This is a genomic window from Dysgonomonas hofstadii, assembly GCF_014196915.1.
Taxonomy (GTDB): domain Bacteria; phylum Bacteroidota; class Bacteroidia; order Bacteroidales; family Dysgonomonadaceae; genus Dysgonomonas; species Dysgonomonas hofstadii.
The window spans coordinates 532,973-554,354 of the sequence record NZ_JACIEP010000002.1; the positions used below are offsets into that span (position 1 = coordinate 532,973).

At 39.2% G+C, this 21,382-nt stretch carries 15 protein-coding genes; 8 read left to right on the forward strand and 7 right to left on the reverse strand.

Translation table 11 applies throughout. The annotated features are described in order from the left end of the window. Positions 1 to 114: 114 nt before the first annotated feature. The 6 genes from GGR21_RS04255 (at position 115) to GGR21_RS04280 (ending at position 10,116) form a co-directional block, all read left to right on the forward strand. Entirely contained in the window at positions 115 to 4,554 is a 4,440-nt protein-coding gene (locus GGR21_RS04255; protein WP_183305924.1) for a hybrid sensor histidine kinase/response regulator transcription factor, read from the forward strand. Between the two features lie 215 nt (positions 4,555 to 4,769). After that, complete coding sequence (locus tag GGR21_RS04260) at positions 4,770 to 5,921, forward strand: DUF4861 family protein (protein ID WP_183305925.1); 1,152 nt, start codon at positions 4,770 to 4,772, stop codon at positions 5,919 to 5,921. Between the two features lie 8 nt (positions 5,922 to 5,929). Continuing rightward, the gene (locus tag GGR21_RS04265) at positions 5,930 to 7,372 is read left to right on the forward strand and encodes a tagaturonate reductase (RefSeq protein WP_183305926.1); all 1,443 of its coding nucleotides are present in this window, start codon (positions 5,930 to 5,932) and stop codon (positions 7,370 to 7,372) included. Positions 7,373 to 7,388: 16 nt separating this feature from the next. After that, entirely contained in the window at positions 7,389 to 7,748 is a 360-nt protein-coding gene (locus GGR21_RS04270; RefSeq protein ID WP_183305927.1) for a nuclear transport factor 2 family protein, read from the forward strand. A 124-nt stretch (positions 7,749 to 7,872) separates the two neighbouring features. Beyond that, positions 7,873 to 8,298 carry an HIT family protein gene (locus GGR21_RS04275; RefSeq protein ID WP_183305928.1) on the forward strand — a complete coding sequence of 142 codons (426 nt, stop codon included), beginning with the start codon at positions 7,873 to 7,875 and terminating at the stop codon, positions 8,296 to 8,298. Between the two features lie 330 nt (positions 8,299 to 8,628). Further along, entirely contained in the window at positions 8,629 to 10,116 is a 1,488-nt protein-coding gene (locus GGR21_RS04280) for a UxaA family hydrolase (protein ID WP_183305929.1), read from the forward strand. Positions 10,117 to 10,248: 132 nt separating this feature from the next. On the opposite strand, the gene GGR21_RS04285 is transcribed toward GGR21_RS04280, so the two are convergent. From GGR21_RS04285 to GGR21_RS04300, 4 genes are all read right to left on the reverse strand, one after another. Further along, positions 10,249 to 10,422: a hypothetical protein gene (locus GGR21_RS04285; protein WP_183305930.1), complete on the reverse strand. Its 174-nt coding sequence runs from the start codon at positions 10,420 to 10,422 to the stop codon at positions 10,249 to 10,251. Positions 10,423 to 10,742: 320 nt separating this feature from the next. Continuing rightward, positions 10,743 to 11,441, reverse strand: a complete 699-nt coding sequence (locus tag GGR21_RS04290) for an MIP/aquaporin family protein (RefSeq protein ID WP_183305931.1) — start codon at positions 11,439 to 11,441, stop codon at positions 10,743 to 10,745. A 47-nt stretch (positions 11,442 to 11,488) separates the two neighbouring features. Next, positions 11,489 to 12,976, reverse strand: coding sequence for a glycerol kinase GlpK (gene glpK, locus GGR21_RS04295; RefSeq protein WP_183305932.1), 1,488 nt, complete (start codon positions 12,974 to 12,976; stop codon positions 11,489 to 11,491). Positions 12,977 to 13,013: 37 nt separating this feature from the next. Further along, a complete protein-coding gene (locus GGR21_RS04300) occupies positions 13,014 to 14,597 on the reverse strand; it encodes a glycerol-3-phosphate dehydrogenase/oxidase (protein WP_183305933.1) in 1,584 nt (527 codons plus the stop codon). A 253-nt stretch (positions 14,598 to 14,850) separates the two neighbouring features. Here GGR21_RS04300 and GGR21_RS04305 point away from each other — a divergent pair, with 253 nt between their 5' ends. Further along, positions 14,851 to 15,615 (forward strand): DeoR/GlpR family DNA-binding transcription regulator, encoded by a 765-nt coding sequence (locus GGR21_RS04305; protein ID WP_183305934.1) that lies wholly within the window; start codon positions 14,851 to 14,853, stop codon positions 15,613 to 15,615. 205 nt (positions 15,616 to 15,820) lie between these two features. Here the strand turns inward: GGR21_RS04305 and GGR21_RS04310 are convergent, their stop codons facing one another. The 3 genes from GGR21_RS04310 to GGR21_RS04320 form a co-directional block, all read right to left on the reverse strand. After that, positions 15,821 to 16,708, reverse strand: coding sequence for an OmpA family protein (locus tag GGR21_RS04310; RefSeq protein ID WP_183305935.1), 888 nt, complete (start codon positions 16,706 to 16,708; stop codon positions 15,821 to 15,823). Positions 16,709 to 17,060: 352 nt separating this feature from the next. Next, on the reverse strand, positions 17,061 to 18,209 hold the full coding sequence (locus GGR21_RS04315) for a sensor histidine kinase (protein WP_183305936.1): 1,149 nt from the start codon (positions 18,207 to 18,209) through the stop codon (positions 17,061 to 17,063). A 137-nt stretch (positions 18,210 to 18,346) separates the two neighbouring features. Continuing rightward, positions 18,347 to 19,702 (reverse strand): sigma-54-dependent transcriptional regulator, encoded by a 1,356-nt coding sequence (locus GGR21_RS04320; protein WP_183305937.1) that lies wholly within the window; start codon positions 19,700 to 19,702, stop codon positions 18,347 to 18,349. Between the two features lie 191 nt (positions 19,703 to 19,893). Here GGR21_RS04320 and GGR21_RS04325 point away from each other — a divergent pair, with 191 nt between their 5' ends. Then, positions 19,894 to 21,378, forward strand: coding sequence for a TolC family protein (locus GGR21_RS04325; protein WP_183305938.1), 1,485 nt, complete (start codon positions 19,894 to 19,896; stop codon positions 21,376 to 21,378). Positions 21,379 to 21,382: the final 4 nt, after the last annotated feature.

Consider the following 21,382-nt stretch of genomic DNA (forward strand, 5'->3'; position numbering starts at 1 on the left):
TCCCCGACAATAAGGGGGAGAAAATATTTTTTAGAGGGGGAGGAATTGACTTACTGCTATTTTTGGATAATTCCCGCAAAACTCACTATATTTGCATTAAAGCCACACTGTACCATGAGACTAAAACTATTATTTAGCTTCTTCTTAATTATTCTGACCAGCCTGTCATCCAATGCCCAGGAGAGATGCTTCTTTGAGCATTATGGACCTGAAGACGGATTGCCACAGCATACTATAATGAGTATTCTGCAAGATAATAAGGGGTTTATCTGGTTTTCTACATGGAACGGGCTCTGCCGGTTCGACGGATATAACTTTTACACTTACAAAATACAGCTGGGCGATAAATACCATATGCGCAGCAACCGTATTGATTTCATTACCGAAGATAAATACGGTTATATATGGACATTGCCCTACGACATGGAACCACACCGGTTTGACCCCCGTACAGAAGACTTTATGGGGATAAGATCTCTGAAAGAGTATGAAGACTTCACGTTTATCGCATCTAAAATCGTTACAACAAAATCGGGGAAGACGTGGCTGTTATCGAATAATATGGGATGTGTGTGCGTGACCGATTCATCCTTCAGCATCGAAATCTACAACACCGACAACAAGCGCATCAATGGCAATACGGTTTATTCTATATACGAAGACAGCGAACTGAATACATGGATATTAACCAACAACGGACTATATTCGGTAAGCAAAGACAACAAGAAAGTAAACAGTTATTTCACAGAAAAGGCTCAAACCGGTTCCAATCCCACCCAGGATTTCTATTCTGTTATGGAACAGCAGGATAATATATGGTTCGGATCGGGTAACGGACGGATATGGATACATAATAAAAAAAGCGGACAATCGGAATTGTTTCAGACAAATGCTAAATCTGAAATAAGACATATTGAAGCCATAACAGGTAACGAGATCGTAATCACAACCCGGAATGATGGTTTCTTTATATACAATACCGAAACCAAGGAACTAAAGAAATATGATAAGTCGAACGTAAAAGAGCTGAGATCGGACAAGATACTTTCCACCTACATAGACCGGGCGCGAAATATATGGTTTGAAGTAGACTATCAGGGCGTGGCAAAGTTCAACCCGCAAACAAGGGAGATGAAGCATTTTGAGATGAATACAGAAAGTTCCGTTTCTAATGTATTCCCTTCCAATTATTTCATTTTCGAAGATAGGGAAAACCGGGTATGGATTCATCCGAGAGGGGGTGGTTTTGGTTACTATGACCCGCAAAAAGACCAATTGATGCCGTTTTTCAATGAGCCGTCGTCACCCAACTGGAAATTCTCGAATATGATGCATGCCGCATTTTCCGACCAACAGGGAAACCTTTGGCTAAGCACCCGGTCGCATGGACTGGATAAGGTTATATTCAATAATGATGTTTTTAAAACGATAACTGTCGATCCGAATATACATTCCACTATTAACAACGATGTACGCAGTATTTTCGAAGACAGCAGGCAAAACCTGTGGGTATCGGCCAAGGGTGGAAAAGTATTCGTATACGATAAAAACCGCGTTCAAAAAGGATACCTGTGCAGAAACGGAAAAATAGAATATGGAGCTCCTATTGAAGGCATAACCTATTGCATGACAGAAGACAGTAAAAAAAATATCTGGATAGGGACAAAAGGAGAAGGCGTATACAAACTGATCCCTGCGGGAGATTCATACAATATAGATCATTACAGCCATTTGGAAGAAGACCTTTTTAGCTTGAGCCACAACAGTGTATATGCAATCTTTGAAGACAATAAGCAACGCATCTGGATAGGCACTTATGGAGGCGGACTTAATCTGCTTGATGAAAAAGAAAAGAAGTTTATCAATTACAGGAATAACCTGAAGAATTACCCCTCCCAGTTCGGATCACAGATAAGGACACTACTGGCTGATAAATTCGGAAACATCTGCATCGGCACCACTCTTGGACTTATCATGTTCTCTACTGACTTCGATTCACCTTCGGATATCGATTATAAGTTCTATACACGCATTCCCGAAGACAATGAAAGCCTTAGCGAGAATGATGTATATGACATCTGCACAACTGCGGGCGGGGAGACATATTTCGCCACTTTCGGAGGAGGGTTGAACAAAGTGACCGCCGTCGACATGAAAGGTTTCCCTACAAAGTTCAGATCATATAAGACAAAAGACGGATTGCCATCAGACGTAATACTTACACTCACAGAAGACAAAGAGGGAAAGCTATGGATCACCTCGGAAGGGAACCTCACAAAATTTGACCCGGAAAAGAATTCCTTTGAAACATATAGTGAGATCAACCGGTTGATAGCAGGACAAAACTTTTCGGAAGGCTCGCGATGGACATCTCAGACAGGGACTATATACTTAGGATATTCAAAGGGTGTCCTCTCCATCGACCCCGCGAATATCAACAAAAATACATTTAAGCCATACGTTGCGCTGACAAGGTTTCAGATAGCCAATAAAGATGTGCCTATCGGTGGCGGCTCGCCTTTAAAAGAAAACATAGACGACATCGAAAAAATCAGGCTGAACTATAAACAAAACTTTATCAATATAGAATTCGTAGCCCTCGATTATGTAGAGCCCAAACGTATATCGTACGCCTACAAACTGGATGGAGTAGATGGTGACTGGATTATTACAAAAGAACAACGGATAGCCAATTATAACAACCTGTCACCTGGCAAATATATATTCCGTGTAAAATCAACCAACAGTGATGGGGTATGGATGGATAACGAACATGTGCTCCATCTCGAGATTACTCCTTCGTTCTGGCAGACCGGATGGTCATACTTATTATACTTTTTGCTGATCGTTGCCGTTCTTTATGCTATTCTGCGCACTCTCTTTGTGTTCTACCGTCTGAAGGATAAAGTAAAACTGGAACAGGAACAGACCGAGATGAAAACCCGTTTCTTCACTGATATTTCACACGAAATACGAACACCACTTACAATGATAGTTTCTCCGGTAGAAAATATTATAGAGGATAATACTACTCCCGAAGAAATAAAATCCCAGTTGCAACTGGTGCTAAAAAACACTAACCGGATGCAAAGGATGGTAAACCAGATACTAGACTTCCGTAAGATACAGAAACAAAAACTCAATATACAGGAAACCGCCATAGGAGAATATGTGGACGACATATGTAAGAATTTTACTAAAACGGCAGAATATCAAAACATAAAACTCCAGTTCAACGACAATACCAATGGAGAAAAAATATGGATAGACAGGGACAATGTTGAGAAACTGGTTTTCAATCTTCTATCGAATGCCTTTAAATACACTCCCGATGATAAAGCCATAGAGATCAATATCTTTAAAGCTCAAAAAGATAATTCCATAGCCATTCAGGTAAAGGACGAAGGTCGGGGAATGAGTAAAGAGGTTTTAAACAAGCTGTTTACCCGCTTTGCTTCCTTCAATAAAGATAAAAGCAAGCCCAGTACAGGTATAGGCTTGTCTATCGTTAAGGAAGTAGCAGAAAAGCATCATGCCAAAATAGCCGTTGACAGTGAAGTGAATAAAGGATCGAGCTTTACAATTCTGTTCCCTACAGGAATAGAGCATTTTAAAGACGATGAGAATGTAAATTTTGTTTATACCGATACAATAAAAGAATCTGAAGAAGAAGCCGGTAATCTGCATAAAACCTCGCAGGAAACCGAAGGAAAACAGATATCCGTTGAAGAAATAACCGAAGAAAAAGATAAAAAAGAAACGATTCTTGTGGTGGAAGACGATAATGACCTCCGCGGTTTTATTACCACTATCCTCGAACCATACTACAACGTACTGGAAGCTGAAAACGGGAGAACAGGTTATGAATTCGCATTAAAATATATGCCGGATTTTATACTCAGCGATATTATGATGCCTGAAATGAACGGAGTAGAGTTTTTGCAGGAAATACGCAAAAACGATAAGACAAGCCATATCCCGTTTATTTTACTGACCGCCAAAACAGACCTTGAAAGTAAAGTCGACGGTCTGGATTACGGTGCAGATGACTATATTACCAAGCCTTTCAGCGTTAAATACCTCAGAGCCAGAATAGACAATATCATACGTCAGCGCAAGCGCCTGTATGAATCATTCTCTACAGAAAAACAAAATGCGATAGTTCCTATTGAAACGATTGAGACAGATACAGAAACAACGGAACTCAAAATAACCCCTCAGGATGAAGCATTTATTCGAAAGATAAAAGAAGAGGTGGAAAAGAATATCGACAACAGCGATTTTGTAGTTGATAATCTGGCAGCAGCTGTAGCGATGAGCCGTACTGTATTTTTCAAGAAACTGAAAAGCCTGACAGGATTTGCTCCTATCGAATTTATACGGGATATAAAGATAAAGCATGCGGCGAAATTGATTGCGACACAACAATATACGATCAAGGAAGTCTCTTTCATGATAGGAATTGCCGACACAAAATACTTTACCCAATGTTTCAAGGCTGTTTATAATATGACTCCGAGCGAGTATAAAAACCTGCAAAATCGTTCAAAATAATATAATTTAGAAGGGGGTGAAACTGTTTAAGTCAAAAAATCCCCCGTTTAATAAAATTAATACTCTATATTTGTTACAAAATTCAGAGATAAAATTTTAAATTCTGAATATAATCTGTACCCTCTATTAACTAATAACCAATGAAGAATATTTTTTGCAGAAATACCGTTCTTTTATCGTTTTGCTCCGCCTGTTTTTTATTTTCAAATCAAAAAGTGTGTGCGCAAACACTCCTCGTAAAAAACAATTCAGGCAAAGAAATCATAGACTACACATTGGAAATTCCGGCTGAAGAACTGAACCTCAAAATGGGGAATTATCAGGCTCTGGTCAATGGTGAATTTGTTCCGCTTGAAGTTATAACGGATATAAAAAACAGACAGATCGTAATATTGCCGATCAATAAGCTTCCGGCGAATAAAGAAACAACGGTAAAAATAGAAAAAGGGACATCAGAAAACTATCCAAAACGCACCTATGCTGAATTATCTCATAAAATAGGCGGACAGTTTGAAGGACACAAATATGTAGGCGGATATTCGTGGGTAAAGCCCAATTATATCACCCTGCCGGGGGCATTCCGCGACCATTCCTATTACATAAAATATGAAGGGCCGGGATGGGAAAGCGATAAAGTAGCATTCCGCTTCTACCTCGATAATCGTAATGCAATAGACGTATTCGCCAAAAAGACCTCCGACATTGTACTACCCGCTGTAGGTGTCGACGGGTTCGACAATTATCATAATATGGCCGATTGGGGAATGGATAATATGAAAGTGGGAAAAGCACTTGGCATCGGCTCTATTGCCATTTGGGACGGACAAAAAGCTGTAAGGGTAGAAAAGAAAGATAGTATAACCTGCCTTATTCCTGCCGATGGAAAAATCCGGTCGCAAGTGAAGACAATCTATTACGGCTGGGATGCAAACAGCCAGAAATGTGACCTTACTTCACTCATATCTATCGATGCGGGAAGCCGTGCTTCGCATATGGAATTGCTTGTAAACAAAAACATTGACAACATAGCAACAGGTATTATTAAAAGTGAAGATGCCGAACTGATCGTAAATAATGATAAAAACAGTGAATGGTCGTACATTGCAACCTTCGGTAAACAGAGCCTGAACAACGATATGCAAGGGTTGGTAGTATTTGCCCGTACTAAACAAATAAAAGAGATAACAGGGGATGACCTAAACCACGTTATCGTACTGAAACCTGAGAACGGATATACAGAATATTATTTTATGCCGACATGGGAACTCGATAAGGAACCCGTTAAGACAAAAGAAGATATGCAACGTTGTATAGACGAAGTAATGAACAGGTTAAACAATAAAGTAACATACAAAATAACTAAATAATCAATATCATGCAACCACTTAATAAAACAACAGTAGAGAAAAAAAATCTACCCGTAAAAATACTCCAGTTTGGCGAAGGCAACTTCCTTCGTGCTTTTGTAGACTGGATGATAGACAAAGCCAATGATGCAGGCGTAATGAACCACGGCATTGTGGCTGTGCAGCCTATCGCCGGCGGCGAAAACATGATCAGGATGTTTAAAGACCAGGATTGCATGTACCATGTCTATCTGGAAGGTATCAAGGACAAAAAAACTGTAAAAGAAGTCGCGCTGGTAAAAAGTATTATGGACATAATGAATCCATACAGCCAGTATGCTGAATACGAAAAACTATTCCTGAGCGAAGAACTGGAAATGATCATCTCCAATACGACCGAAGCCGGTATCCGTTATGAAGAAGGAGATGACCTAAGCGCATTGCCGCCAAAGTCATTCCCGGCCAAGATGACTGCTTTGCTACACAAAAGATATAAAAAATTCAACGGAGATAAGGATAAAGGCCTCCTTATCATCTGCTGCGAACTTATCGAAGATAACGGCTCCACCTTGCGCGAGTACGTGCTGAAGCACGCCGAATACAACAAACTGGAAGAAGGTTTCATCGACTGGGTAAATACAGCCTGCCACTTCTACGACACACTGGTAGACCGCATCGTACCGGGATTCCCGCGAGAGAACATTGACGAAATAAAAGCTGAAATAGGATTCGATGATAATCTGGTGGTAAAAGGTGAATACTTCCATGTATGGGCAATTGGTGGCGATAGCATCATTAAGGAAAAATTTCCGTTAGACAAAGCCGGACTTAATGTATTGTTCATGGATGATATCAGGGATTTCCGCGCTAAGAAAGTACGTATACTGAACGGATCGCATACTGCAATGGTACCCGTTGCCCTGCAACTGGGATGTGAGACAGTGATGGATGCCTTCAATACACCTGAAGTAGAAAAATACATCAACCGCATGGTAGCGGAAGAAGTACTCCCATGTATCGACGAAGAACCGGAAGAACTAAAAGCCTTTGCGGCCAAGATACTTGAACGTTTCTACAACCCGTATCTGAAGCATTATCTGAAAGATATATCATTGAATTCCATTTCGAAATGGGAAACCCGTGACTATCCTACCGTATACGACTGCTGCAAGAAACTGAACAAGGATGCCAAACTGGTTACATTTTCTTTTGCCGCCCTGCTGGTTCTTTACGCAGGACAATCGGCAGCAAAGAACTTTATTCCGAATGACACACCCGAATTCCTCGAATTTATCCAAAAGACATTCGATAAAGGGAATATCAAAGGATGGGTAGCCGGCATTGTAGCCAATAAAGATATGTGGAAAGAAAACTTTGCCGAAGTTTCCGGCTTTGTGGATGAAGTATCGAAAGATGTGGAAGCCATCCTTCATAAAGGAATGATGGATGCCCTGAAAGAGGTAATGGCTTAAATAAAGATAAAAATCAATGGAACAGGAAATAATAGCATGTGAGGAAAAGTTTTTGCAGGCTCTCAGAAATTCGGACTCGAAAGGATTATTAGAGATGATCCATGATGAGGTGATTTACAATCATCCCTCGGGAGAAGTCTGGACTAAAGAGATGGATCTGGATGATTTTAAAGCCGCAAATCCTAAAATAGAGCAACTGGATTGCCTGGAACGGAAAATAGAAATATTCGGCGATACGGCAATTGTATCTACTGCTCTTTATCTGAAAGGTATATTCGGAGGTCATCAGATAGAAGGGAAATCCAGATTCCTGCGCACCTGGAAGAAGTTTGCGGACGGATGGAAGATAATAGCTGCCGCCCAGAATCAACTTTAAATAAAAAGGAGTTTATCAGTAACTCCATAAAATATAGGTTATTAGTATTAGGCTGTCATCAAAGACATAGCGGGAGGATGGAATCCTTTTGCTATGTTGAAGATGACAAAAATCATTTACAACTATGTCAATAAATAACGATTGCTTATACTGCAACAAAAACCAGACTCAGAAAGACCTGATGATAGAGATCTGCCCTTTACAGGTTTCCACAGTATTCCTGTTCAGAGAACAAACCTACCGTGGACGCTGTATAGTGGCCTACAAAGATCACAATAAAGAATTATACGAACTTCACGGTGAGGAATTACTGGCATATATGGAAGATGTGAACAAGGTGGCTAAAGCCCTCAAAGATATCTTTTCTCCAGTAAAGATCAATTATGGAGCATATTCTGACAAGTTGCCACACCTGCATGTGCATCTGGCACCTAAATATGAGAATGGCCCGGATTTTGGGAGTACATTTACAATGAATCCGCAGAAGGTGTATCTGTCGGACGAAGAATATATGGAGATACTTGCAGCCATAAAGAGTAAATTGATTTAATTACGGAAACTTTATCTATGTATAGTAATTATGAATTATGAGTTATAAATTATAAATTAAACACTCACAGCTTATAATTCATAATTAGAAAGACGATCTTTGAGAAAACAGAAAACGTGTCAGGTTTGTCAGGTTTTTAACAAAATGAATACACAATAAAAAATACTGCAAAAGTGTAACTTTTGTAACTTTTTAGTAAAGAACTAATAGCTATCGGCTAATGACTAAAAACTGAAAAAAGTGTAAAGTTTGTAAAGTTTTTGACAACTGATTGCTGTTAGCTGTTAATTGACTAAGAGATATCAACCAAATTATCAAGGAGATAAAAAAATGAATAAATACTTAAAGATAGCACCATCCGACAATGTTTGTATCGCAATCGAAGACCTGCCACAAGGACTTGTCTTAAATGTAGAAGGGACTGATATAACTATCAAGAATGATATCCCTACAGGACATAAATTTGCCATAAAAGAAATAAAGGAAAATGAGGATGTCATCAAGTATGGCTATCCGATCGGCCATGCGACCACAGATATACACGCTGGTGAGCATGTGCACACGCACAATGTGAAAACAAACCTGCATGATGACCTGCAATACAGCTATATACCAGTACATCCAAAGCTTGACATCAAAAAAAGCGACCTGAAAATAAACGGATATCTCCGCTATAATGGCGAAATGGGCATCCGCAACGAATTGTGGATCGTTCCTACTGTAGGGTGCGTAAACGGACAGGCTCAGGCTATTATCAACCGGGTAAAGAGTGAACTGGATGTTTCACATATAGACGATATACGGGTATATACACACAATTATGGATGTTCGCAACTCGGTGATGACCACGTCAATACCCAAAAAGCCCTCGCCGCATTGGCTAAGCATCCGAATGCAGGGGGAGTTCTGGTTATGAGCCTTGGCTGTGAGAACAACCAACAAAAAGACTTTAAGAAAGTAATGGGTGAATGGGATGGAAACCGTGTCAGGTTTTTGATCTCACAGGATGTTCCGGACGAAATAGAGGCTGGCTTTCAGATGATGAAAGAACTGGTGGAAAATATGCGTAACGACAAGCGCGAACCACTTCCTTTGTCGAAACTGAAAGTAGGCTTGAAATGCGGTGGCAGCGACGGGTTCTCAGGAATCACGGCTAATCCGCTGGTAGGCCAGTTTTCCGACTGGTTGATCGCTCAGGGCGGTACAAGCATCCTGACCGAAGTACCTGAAATGTTCGGGGCTGAAACCATATTGATGAACAGAGCCGAAAGCAAAAAAGTTTTTGACGACACTGTATTGCTGATCAATAACTTTAAGCATTACTTCCGTAAGTTTGACCAACCTATTTATGAGAATCCATCTCCGGGAAATAAGGCAGGTGGTATCACTACTCTTGAAGATAAATCGCTGGGCTGTACTCAAAAAGGTGGCAACTCAGAAGTGGTGGACGTGCTGGATTACGGACAACCTGTAACCAGACATGGGCTAAACCTGCTGAACGCTCCGGGCAATGACCTGGTGGCAGCTTCGGCGTTGGCTATGTCGGGTTGCCAGATCGTATTATTTACAACCGGACGGGGTACTCCTTTCGGGGCATTTGTTCCTACGATGAAGATCTCTACTAATTCGAGGCTATACAACTTCAAGCAGAACTGGATAGACTTCAATGCGGGAGCCTTACTGGAAGGCAAGAGCATGAAAACTGTTCTGAATGATTTTATCAACTTTACTGTTGAAGTATGCGATGGCAAACACCTGAAACATGAAGAGACCGGGTTTAAGGAGATAGCTATCTTTAAAACCGGGGTGACACTATAAAAATAAAAGAGGAGTACTGCTCTTTTATGATGCAGCACTCCTCGTATATAAATAAATCAAGCGCTCTTTGACAATAGATTTACAACAGCTAAAATATGGCTCAGCTGTTTATACTTCCCGAAAAAGAAACCTCTATTTCTTTTTCAAGATAACACTCATATCCACTAAACTGAATGCTTCCCTGAATATTCTCAATATTTCATTATAAGCAGAATTGTATTTTACATCATCATCCTGCATATTGAAAGAATAACATGCTTCGGTTTTAGTTTCACGAGTTGTTTCTATTGTATAAGTCTTTGTCATAATAATAGTGTTTATCTGAGTAGCTATTAAAACTGTTAAATAACTCTATCCGAAACTTTTGAGAAAATATTTAGTCCGGATTTTACCATCCTACATTAAATATACGAAAAATAAAGTTTCTTTTCAAATATTTTGTTTCGAAAAAGTTTCTTTTTCATCCAAAAGGCAAGAACAGGTATATCTAATTAAATATCAGTAAATTAACAACGGTTCGCATTGACACAAAAGTGCTTGACCTGCTTATTAACAGGATAAGAGACTCTACCCGCATCTCACTTCATAACTTTTGGAAAGAAATATCGAAACTTTGTTCGTAACTTTCAATTATTCAAGGCAAGATACGACAAAGCAGCCAAAGCTCCTCCGCAAAGCGGAGCTACAACAGGAAGCCATGCGTACCCCCAGTTACTATCACGCTTTCCTTTAATAGGCAAGATAGCATGGGCTATCCGCGGCCCCAGGTCACGGGCTGGATTAATCGCATATCCTGTCGTCCCACCGAGTGACATACCAATAGCAACGATCAGTATCGCCACGGGAAGTGGACCTGCAATCTCTGCTCCGGCAGCATAAAGAATACCAAATACAAGGATAAAGGTACCAACCACCTCACTGAAAAAGTTCGAGAACCAATTTTTAATAGCCGGTCCGGTACAGAATGTACCCAGTTTGGCATCCGGATTTTCCTCTGCATCGAAATGCGGCTTGTACATCAGATAAACGATAGCAGCACCAACAATAGCTCCTAACATCTGGGCTACGATATACCCAATGACACTACCCTTGAAAGTACCCGCAATAGCCAAACCTACAGTGACAGCCGGATTTAAATGACCTCCTGAATAAGGACTGGAAATAAAGGCGGCAACAAATACCGCAAATCCCCAACCAAAAGCGATCACGACCCAACCGGATTTATTTCCCAGCGTTTTCTTCAGGTTAACATTTGCACATACCCCGGCACCAAAAAGTATAAGGATAGCTGTGCCTATAAATTCAAACAAGATGTCTTGTCCCATGGTATCTTAATATTTAGACAGGTTAATTTAGTTTGAGTTATTTGTAGTTACTTTATCCACGATTGAGAACGGTACACAGCCTCAGACCATTTTTTCTTCACCATGTGCATATCCATCTTAGTATCCGGCTCGAAACGGGAATCTACATACCATTGCTTTTTCACCTCTTCGATATTATCCCAAAAACCAACTGCCAGTCCAGCCAGATACGCTGCGCCCAGTGCAGTTGTCTCTGTCGTCTGAGGGCGGATTACAGTTTGCCCTAAAACGTTCGCCTGAAACTGCATCAATAAATCATTTTTTGCAGCTCCACCATCTACTCTCAGTTCCTTCAGGCCGACACCTGCATCCAGGATCATAGCATTAATAACATCCATAGTCTGATAAGCAATACCCTCAAGAGCGGCACGGGCAATATGAGCGGCAGTCGTTCCACGGGAAATACCAACAATCGTACCACGGGCATACTGATCCCAATACGGGGCACCCAAACCTGTAAGAGCCGGAACAAAATACACATCGCCACTATCAGGTACCTGAGTGGCTAAAGCTTCGATATCCTCGGAAGATTTAATAATACCTAAACCATCTCTTAACCATTGTACAATAGCACCACCAACGAAGATACTCCCTTCCAGGGCATAACTTGTCTTACCATTTACCTGCCAGGCAATTGTGGTTACAAGGTTATTCTTTGAAACAACCGGCTCCTCTCCCGTATTCATCAGGATAAAACAACCTGTCCCATAAGTATTCTTCACCATCCCCCGGTCAACACACATTTGGCCGAATAACGCAGCCTGCTGGTCTCCTGCAATACCGCCTATAGGCACTTTAGAGGCAAAGATCGTAGTTTTGGTATGCCCGTACAATTCACTGGATGCGCATACTTCAGGCATCATATTCTCAGGGATATCAAAAAGCTTCAACAAATCTTTATCCCATTCCAAAGTATGGATATTAAACAGCATGGTGCGCGAAGCATTAGTTACATCCGTCGCATGTACCTCGCCCCTGGTCAACTGCCATACGATCCATGTATCGACAGTACCGAAAACCAGTTTGCCTTTTTCAGCTTTTTCCCTTGCTCCCTCAACATTATCGAGTATCCACTTTACTTTGGTCGCGCTAAAATAAGCATCAATAATCAGCCCTGTACGCTCTTTCACATAAGACAACAGGCCTTCATTCTTTAGCTTATCGCAGTATTCTGAGGTTCTTCGATCCTGCCATACAATTGCGTTATATACAGGTTCTCCTGTTTCGCGATCCCAAACGATAGTAGTCTCACGCTGGTTTGTAATCCCGATAGCAGCAATATTCGTTCCGTTAATTCCAATTTTAGTTATTGCTTCAGCAGCAACAGCGGCCTGGGAAGACCATATCTCATGAGGATCGTGTTCGACCCATCCACTTTGAGGAAAGATCTGGGTAAACTCTTTTTGTGCAACCGAGCATATCTCCCCCTTATGGTTGAAGACTATTGCCCTGGAACTCGTAGTCCCTGCATCAAATGACAAAATGTATTTTTCCATGATATTTTTATATAGGTATAAATCTAAGCAATTATTATTACTTCTTATATGGTATCAATAAATAGTTCTGGGCCAATCCTACAAATTCTGAAACCTGGGAATTTCTCCATTCCTCATCCCTGTTCATCTCTCCGGCCATAATCTTTGCCACCAAAGGAGCCATATCTATTGCCGCACGTGCATCAAGAAACAAAACTCTAAATCTACGCGCCAAGACATCCTCTACCGTCTGAGCCATTTCTTCCCTGACAGCCCAGACTACCTCAGCTGCAATATAATCATAATCGGGATGTAATTTTACAGATAACTCAGGAAAACTTCTTGCCAATTCCTGTATTTTCTCTATATCGCTACCATATACATAATTGAAGTTAGATCTATCAACATTTTCCTTATATCCGTGTATACGCAACCCCCTTGTTTTACATTCAAGATCAGGCAAATGTGCAACTCTGATAGCTCTATTCACTACATCCTCGGCCATATCACGATAAGTCGTCCATTTCCCTCCGGTAACTGTAATCAGACCACTGTCTGAAACCACAATCTTATGGCTTCTTGATATTTCTTTCGTTTTCGACTCATCGGCATTACTCTTTGGTGCAGCCAAAGGACGAAGTCCGGCAAAAACAGAAAGGACATCTTCTCTTTTGGGCTGCTTTGCCAGGTATTGCCCTGCTGTTTTTAATATAAAATCTATCTCTTCTTCCAGCGCCTGAGGCTCCAACACGAACTCTTTCAATGGGGTGTCTGTAGTACCCAGCACAACTTTATCGTGCCAAGGAACACCGAAAAGCACACGCCCATCACTTGTTTTTGGAATCATTATAGCTGTATCTCCACCTAAAAAAGATTTGTCAACAACCAGATGCACCCCCTGGCTCGGCCTGACAATATTTTCCTTTTCTGGCGCATCCATCTTCATCAAATCATCGACAAAGATTCCGGTAGCATTAATTACCGCTTTAGACCGAAGGGTAAATTCCTGCTTACTCACTACATCATATGCAGACACGCCGGATACCTTTCCTTGTTCATCCTTCAGTAATCCTGCTACCTTCACATAATTCACAACAGTTGCACCCTGCTCTACGGCTGTCTGCATCAGGTTAATTCCCATACGGGAATCATCAAATTGCCCATCATGGTAAACAACACCACCCCTTAAATCCTTTGCCGCCATTTGAGGAATCTCTTTCAACACGGATCTTTTACTCATAGGCAAAGACCTGCCTAAACTCTTTCTGCCTGCAAGAATATCATATACCATTAATCCAATGGTGTAAAAAGGCTTTTCCCACCATTTATAATTACCTATAATAAAACGCTGATCTTTTACTAAATGTGGTGCATTCTTTTTCATCAGACCTCTTTCACGCAGAGCTTCAACCACCAGACTTACATCTCCCTGAGCCAAATATCTTACTCCTCCATGAACGAGCTTCGTGCTTCGACTAGAAGTAGCCTTAGTAAAATCAGACTGTTCCAGAAGAGCAACTTTAAATCCACGCGAGGCTGCATCCAGAGCTACACCCAGTCCGGTAGCACCACCTCCCACGACAACAAAGTCCCATATCACAGATGCATCCATCAAGTTATCTAAAAAAACTTTTCTTTCCATACAAATATTATTATATCCTACAAATATAAATTCACTTATTTACAAAAACAAATAATTTCGAAACTTTTTTAAAACATATCGAAACAATATTTGTTATGAATCCATATTGATACAACGATCAATATGACTAAAGGTTTAGTTAAATATTGCAACAAACATGTCTAGGGATATCGTATAGAATAGTATTGAGAATACTGAATATAACCGGATATTTTTTATAACTTTGTAATACTATTAAAAATATTACCTTAATATGGGAAATATAGCCAAAAGACATAAACTGATTCTGGAACAGCTCAAGCAGGATGGTTATGTAAAAGTTCAAGAATTGAGCCAGATATTAGGAGTTTCCGAGGTTACGATTCGAAAGGATTTGAAACAACTTGAAAGCAAAAAAATGCTATACAGAAGTCATGGTAGTGCCAGTAACCTGAGTTCGATTATTTCCGATAAACATATAGATGTAAAAGAAAAGATGTTTATGGAAGAAAAATTACGTATTGCAAAGGCCGCGAATATATTATTGGAACCTAACGATAAAATCATCATAGCATCAGGGACTACGCTCTTTGCTTTTGCCAATGAAATAAATGCAATTGATAATCTTACAGTTATTACATCTTCAGTTAAGGTATCCCTGGCTTTATGCTACAATCCAAATATTGAAATTATACAACTGGGAGGTATTATGAGGAAAAATTCCGTATCAGTCATTGGCCATTATGCAGAAAATATTCTCGATAGCCTATCCTGCAATAAGCTATTCCTAGGGGTAGATGGTATCGATCTGGACTATGGGCTGACCACCAGCGACATGAGTGAAGCCAGAATAAACCAGCAAATGATAGATGCCGCCCAAAAGATAATTGTATTAACAGATTCTTCAAAATTTGGAAAAAGAGGTTTTTGCAAAATATGCGATGTAAACAAAATTCATCACATCATAACGGACACTAACGCTCCTGCTCATATTATAGACATGATGAGAGAAAGAGAGATTGAGGTGACATTAGTGTAACCAGAAATCAGAATTTCGAATAGTAATTTATGAAAGAATTATTAAAACTCTTAAAACCTAACACATCGCTTTTACTCACACATTATAAATACTTATTAGAATACTGAAAAACATCCGGTATCACAACATCCAGATTATATATAGCAAAAGGATGTCTCGGTTTATTGAGACATCCTATTACAATATACGGACTTTATATTAATTACTATTTATTATCAAGCGAACTTTCGGGAGCCTGTTCAATCAGATCCATAAACTGATCCAGTTTCGGTGTGATGATTATTTGTGTCCTACGATTACGCGCTTTTCCTTCTACACTACTATTGCTTGCAATCGGATTATATTCTCCCCGCCCGGCAGCTGTCAGGCGTTTAGGGTCAACCCCATAATTGTTTTGCAATGCCTGAACAACAGAAGATGCCCGCAAAGCACTCAGATCCCAATTATTACGGATATTAGGACGGGAAATCGGATCTGTATCTGTATTACCCTCTACGAGGACATCATAATCTTTATAATCCAGAATGATTTTAGAAATCTTACTTAGAATTTCTCCGGCTTTATCGCTTATTTCATAGCTTCCGGAGCGATACAGCATCTTATCATCAAGAGAGATGTATACCACCCCCTTTAGTACCTTAATATCCAGATCCTGCATTTCGTCCCGGGTAAGCGAACGGGTTAGATTATTAATCATCACAAGATTCAATGAATCAGATCGGTTCTTAGCTTGTACCAGATGCTGAATGAACCGGTTAGATGCGTTGATCTCGTCTACCAGTTTCGCAATATTTACATTACCCTGAGAGTTTTGAGAAAGGCTTTTATTCAATGAATTTTGCATTTCAGTATAAGCTGCACGCAATTCTTCGTTATTCTTCCGGGCTTCCGCCAATCTTTCTTCAAGGCTCGTAACACGGGTGCGACTTTCTGTCAACTGCAACTGGCTTTCTTGATAATCTCTTTTCAGACTATTATGTTCTGTCTGCAAGCGATTGTAGTCAGTTTCTAAACTAGCAAACTGCTTCTTGCTTACACAGCCTGTAAACATTATACTTGCCATTAATAGCAACAACCAAAAAGAATGTTTCATAACTAAATATTATTTAATCGATAATCAATATTTCAACAACAAAATTCGTTATTTGTTGTATTAGAAAATATTTATTAAGAAAAGATCTGTTAATAATAATCGAAACAGATATTATATCGATCGGTTCTTATTCAGCACAAATTTACATTTTTTTCAGATAGGAGTTGGGCAGGCTTTAAGAATTCTTTTCCAAAGAGCTACAAAAAGTATTTTTTTAGAGAGGTACGATTTGGTAACAGTTCTTTTGACTATTGTTTACATATATTTACTCACACCGAATAACCCAACATCACAAATATATGGAGTAAACCTATTCAAAATAATAACTTCTAATTTTGACACTAATTATCATCTATATCCTAATTGTAAATACACTTCCTTCTCCCAATTTCGAAGAAGCAACCAGTGTTCCACCATGGATAGTCACTATCTGCCGACAAATACTTAGGCCAATTCCCGATCCATGAGGTTTTGTTGTGTAAAATGGAGTAAATATTTTTTGCAATACATTCGCTTCCATACCCGATCCGTTGTCTGAGACTGTCATGACGATCAGATTGTTTGCATCGTTTGTCACTGTCAGCTTTATCATAGGATTAGTAATATCAGAACAAGATTCCTGTGCATTTTTTATTAGGTTAATCAGCACCTGCTCTATTTGAGCTCTGTCAGCATATAAGGTTAGGCTATCCGATGTTATCAATGTTTGAAGTTCTATCCCATGCCCTTTCATCAGTCTCGTTATATCATCTACCAAAGCTTTTATTTTTATATGTGTGTATTGCGGAACAGAAATTTGCGTCAGCTGCTTGTAATTATTAATAAATGAGACCAATCCCTTACTGCGTCGATGAATTGTTTCCATTGCTTTACTTAACAATTCAGTATCACTTCGATCTTTGGATAAACTCTCAGACAATGAAATTATCGGAGTCAGAGAATTCATTATTTCGTGAGTCAGCACCTGTATTAGTTGCTGCCATGCTATATCTTCTGTTTTATCCACTATCATTTGGACGTCTTTTAGACTATAAATATTAAACTCTTCTCCTCTTATACTTATGGTTGAAAGATTAACTATCAGATTTCTTATTTTGCCTTCTGTTTCCAACCTCAATGTTTTCGAGATTTTGGGTTGCAGCGATTCAAATACTTTTTTCAACTCATCCGCCCCTTTCTTAATAGCTTCCAAATCCACAGGTTTAGGTCGTCCCAGCATATCAAGTGCCGGTTTGTTGATCCATACAATATTACCGGCTCTATCAACTATTATGAGTGCGAAGTCTATTCTATTGAGTAATATATTGTAAAAACTAATATCAGCTTCTCGTTTTTGTGTTTGGAGGTTTATCTTATTCAAGGCTCGCTCCAGCGAGTTATAATAAGCACGATAGGTATCATCGCAAACAGTATTGGAAAAAGAAATATTACTCTCCGAGAACTGAATGGAGTCTGCAAACTGTTTGAATTGATTTGTTGTCCGTAAATTTAATCTATACAATTTATAACTAACTAAAATCAACGGCATCAAACAGAACGCAGCCGGCAGATAATGTCTAGATACAACAAGAAAAGCTCCTGTAACTGCCCAAAAAACTATTAAAGTTATTAACCGTATTATTTTATTCGACAATTTATTCATTGTTTATTCAATTTTCTGTACAATGCAAACCGACTGATCCCGAGAAGATCGGCAGCTTTACTCATATTCCCCTCGCTCACTTCCAGCGCTCTGTTGATAGTTGTATATTCAAGTTCTTCAAGATTAAAGATTTCATCCTTTTTTGCCTTCACTACCTTTCTATTATTTATATTCAAATCTTCGGGATATAATACTTTTTTCGAAGAAAGAATAACTGCACGCTCTACTACATTCTGAAGTTCCCGAACATTTCCCGGCCAAGAATAGTTAAGTAGAAGTTTTTTAGTTTCATTCGAAATTGTACTTATATCTTTTTTATACTTCAGGTTGAATTTGGATAAGAAGTATTCAGTAAGAAGAATTATGTCATTTCCACGCTCACGCAGAGGAGGTAAGTTTATTTCTATGGTATTAATACGATACAACAGGTCTTGCCGAAAATCACCTTTTTCAACTAATGAGTAAATATCAGCATTGGTAGCAGTAATAAAGCGAACATCGATAGGTATCGTATTCACTGAACCCAAACGAATTATCTGCTTTTTTTCTATCGTAGTCAATAGTTTAGACTGCATTGCGGGTAGTAGGTTCGCTATCTCATCTAAAAAAAGTGTCCCGTCCGAAGCAACTTCAATCCGTCCTTGTTTTTCTTTTTTAGCATCTGTAAATGCACCTTTCTCATACCCAAACAATTCGCTTTCGAAAAGAGATTCGGATATACTTCCCAGATCGATAGGAATAAAAACTTTGTCTGCACGAGGTGAATTGTTGTGTATAGTGCGAGCTATCAAATCTTTTCCTGTTCCATTTTCGCCAAGTAGCAGAATATTTGCTTCCGTTTCAGACATTTTTTCTATTACACTAAAAACCTCTTGCATTTGCTCACACTCGCCAATAATCTCAACAGCAGACTCTGATGTTACAGCATTTAAACGTTTCTCCAAACTTATAACTTCATTTTGGGTCTCCTTTATCTTCAATGCCGAAAAAATCGTAGCCAATAGCTTATCGTTCTCCCACGGTTTAGCAATAAAATCTGTAGCTCCCATTTTTATAGCCTTCACAGCCTTTACTGTATCTGCATAGGCTGTCATTAGAACAACTATCGCTTTAGGGTCGATTTTCAGTATCTTATCCAACCACATGAAGCCCTCTTTACCACTCGATACATCTTTGCCGAAGTTCATATCCAGAATAATGATATCAGGCTTTAGGTCAGACATAAAATGTAATATATTTTCGGGCTTGGTACTTACTTTTATTTTTTCGACATGATTATGCAGAAGCGTATTCAGAGCAAACAAAATATCTTCATTATCGTCTATAATCAGGATTCTCCCTTTTTTTTCCATTAAATGTCTTATTGTTGAGATTAACTACCGCTAAGGTATAGAATAAAACAGAATATAAAAGTGCGTTTTCGAACTTATTTTGTGTGATAATGCACGTACACAAAGGTATCCACAATTTGTATTTAATTAATATATAGGAAATTACAGTTGTGGCATAATAGTTGAATATTTTTTTTATAATCAGATGCTATATGAAGAAAACTATCTGTTATATATTATTTTCAATTTCTTTTTCGTTATCCATCGACGGAGAAGAATTGAGCAACGACACCTTACAATTAGATGTATTGCAAGCAATTAGAATTGCCCGTACACAATCGCCCGATGTGTTAGTGGCCCGTCATAGTTTTCGATCATCTTATTGGAACTATTGTTATTATAAAGCGAACTTCAAACCAACACTAAGCTTTTCGTCTATCCCATATTATAATAATCAAATCAATATTGTAACGATGGAGGACGGAACATCTAAATACATCAGGCAGAAGCAACTGAGAACAGACGGTAATCTGTCTATCACTCAAAATATACCTTGGACAGGAGGAAGCATTTCTGTAAACACAAGCTTGCAGCGGCTCGATATACTAGGCTCTCAAAAATATCATACTTACAAGACTAATCCTGTCAATATTATTTTGCAGCAGTCTGTTTTTGGGTACAACTCGCTGAAATGGGACAGGAAAATAGAACCTCTGCGCTTCGAAGAGGCTAAGAAAGAATATGTAGAAACCCTCGAACTGGTATCAGTAAATACTGTAACGAAGTTTTTTAATTTAGCAAGATCGCAATCTAATCTCGAAATAGCACATGTCAATTTTGCTAATGCCGATACCCTATACACCTTTGCCAAAGGAAGATACAACATCGGTACTATAACCGAGAATGAAATGCTACAACTGGAAATCAACCGCTTGACAGAAGAAAGCAATATGTTTAATGCACAGTTAGAAGTCGATGATTGTATGGAAGAACTTCGAACATATTTAGGCATAACAGATGAAGTAGTTATAAAAACAGACATAACGCATCAAATACCCGAAATAGCGATAAACCCTGAAGATGCTCTTCTCAAAGCGGTAAATAACAGTTCCGACATTGTAAGTATGGAGCGTCGGAAACGAGAAAGCGAAAGCAATGTAGCCTATGCTAAATCACAAGCCGGATTGAAGGCTGACATATATGCTCAATTGGGATTAACCCAAACGGGCGACAGATTCAATAGGGTGTACAAAGACCCTCAAAACCATCAGTATGTCGAACTGGGAATCAGAATCCCGATATTGGACTGGGGAAGAGGGAAAGGTAGAATAAGTGTAGCCAAATCGAACCGAGATATGGTATATACACAAGTCGATCAGGACAGAACAAATTTTGAACTGAATGTAAATAAATTGGTCAAACAGTTTAATTTACAGGTATCGCGCGTAAGAGTAGCTGTGAAAACAGATTATACAGCAAGCAGAAGAAACGACATAGCCCGCAAACTTTATATACTCGGACGTTCCACTATCTTAGATATGAATGCGGCTATTACCGAGCAAAATTCGGCACGAAAAAATTATATCAATACTTTATACAACTATTGGCAATTATATTATACAATAAGAAGTATAACATTATTCGATTTTGAAAAAAACATTCAACTAACTGAAGATTATAACGCTTTGATAAGATAAGACA

What these genes read in the sequence shown, in the direction of transcription:
- GGR21_RS04325 (WP_183305938.1), top strand. Translation starts at nt 19,894, where the DNA reads ATGAAGAAAACTATCTGTTATATATTATTTTCAATTTCTTTTTCGTTA.
- GGR21_RS04270 (WP_183305927.1), top strand. Translation starts at nt 7,389, where the DNA reads ATGGAACAGGAAATAATAGCATGTGAGGAAAAGTTTTTGCAGGCTCTC.
- GGR21_RS04265 (WP_183305926.1), top strand. Translation starts at nt 5,930, where the DNA reads ATGCAACCACTTAATAAAACAACAGTAGAGAAAAAAAATCTACCCGTA.
- GGR21_RS04285 (WP_183305930.1), bottom strand. Translation starts at nt 10,422, where the DNA reads ATGACAAAGACTTATACAATAGAAACAACTCGTGAAACTAAAACCGAA.
- GGR21_RS04290 (WP_183305931.1), bottom strand. Translation starts at nt 11,441, where the DNA reads ATGGGACAAGACATCTTGTTTGAATTTATAGGCACAGCTATCCTTATA.
- GGR21_RS04310 (WP_183305935.1), bottom strand. Translation starts at nt 16,708, where the DNA reads ATGAAACATTCTTTTTGGTTGTTGCTATTAATGGCAAGTATAATGTTT.
- GGR21_RS04305 (WP_183305934.1), top strand. Translation starts at nt 14,851, where the DNA reads ATGGGAAATATAGCCAAAAGACATAAACTGATTCTGGAACAGCTCAAG.
- GGR21_RS04320 (WP_183305937.1), bottom strand. Translation starts at nt 19,702, where the DNA reads ATGGAAAAAAAAGGGAGAATCCTGATTATAGACGATAATGAAGATATT.
- GGR21_RS04255 (WP_183305924.1), top strand. Translation starts at nt 115, where the DNA reads ATGAGACTAAAACTATTATTTAGCTTCTTCTTAATTATTCTGACCAGC.
- GGR21_RS04300 (WP_183305933.1), bottom strand. Translation starts at nt 14,597, where the DNA reads ATGGAAAGAAAAGTTTTTTTAGATAACTTGATGGATGCATCTGTGATA.
- GGR21_RS04275 (WP_183305928.1), top strand. Translation starts at nt 7,873, where the DNA reads ATGTCAATAAATAACGATTGCTTATACTGCAACAAAAACCAGACTCAG.
- GGR21_RS04280 (WP_183305929.1), top strand. Translation starts at nt 8,629, where the DNA reads ATGAATAAATACTTAAAGATAGCACCATCCGACAATGTTTGTATCGCA.
- glpK (WP_183305932.1), bottom strand. Translation starts at nt 12,976, where the DNA reads ATGGAAAAATACATTTTGTCATTTGATGCAGGGACTACGAGTTCCAGG.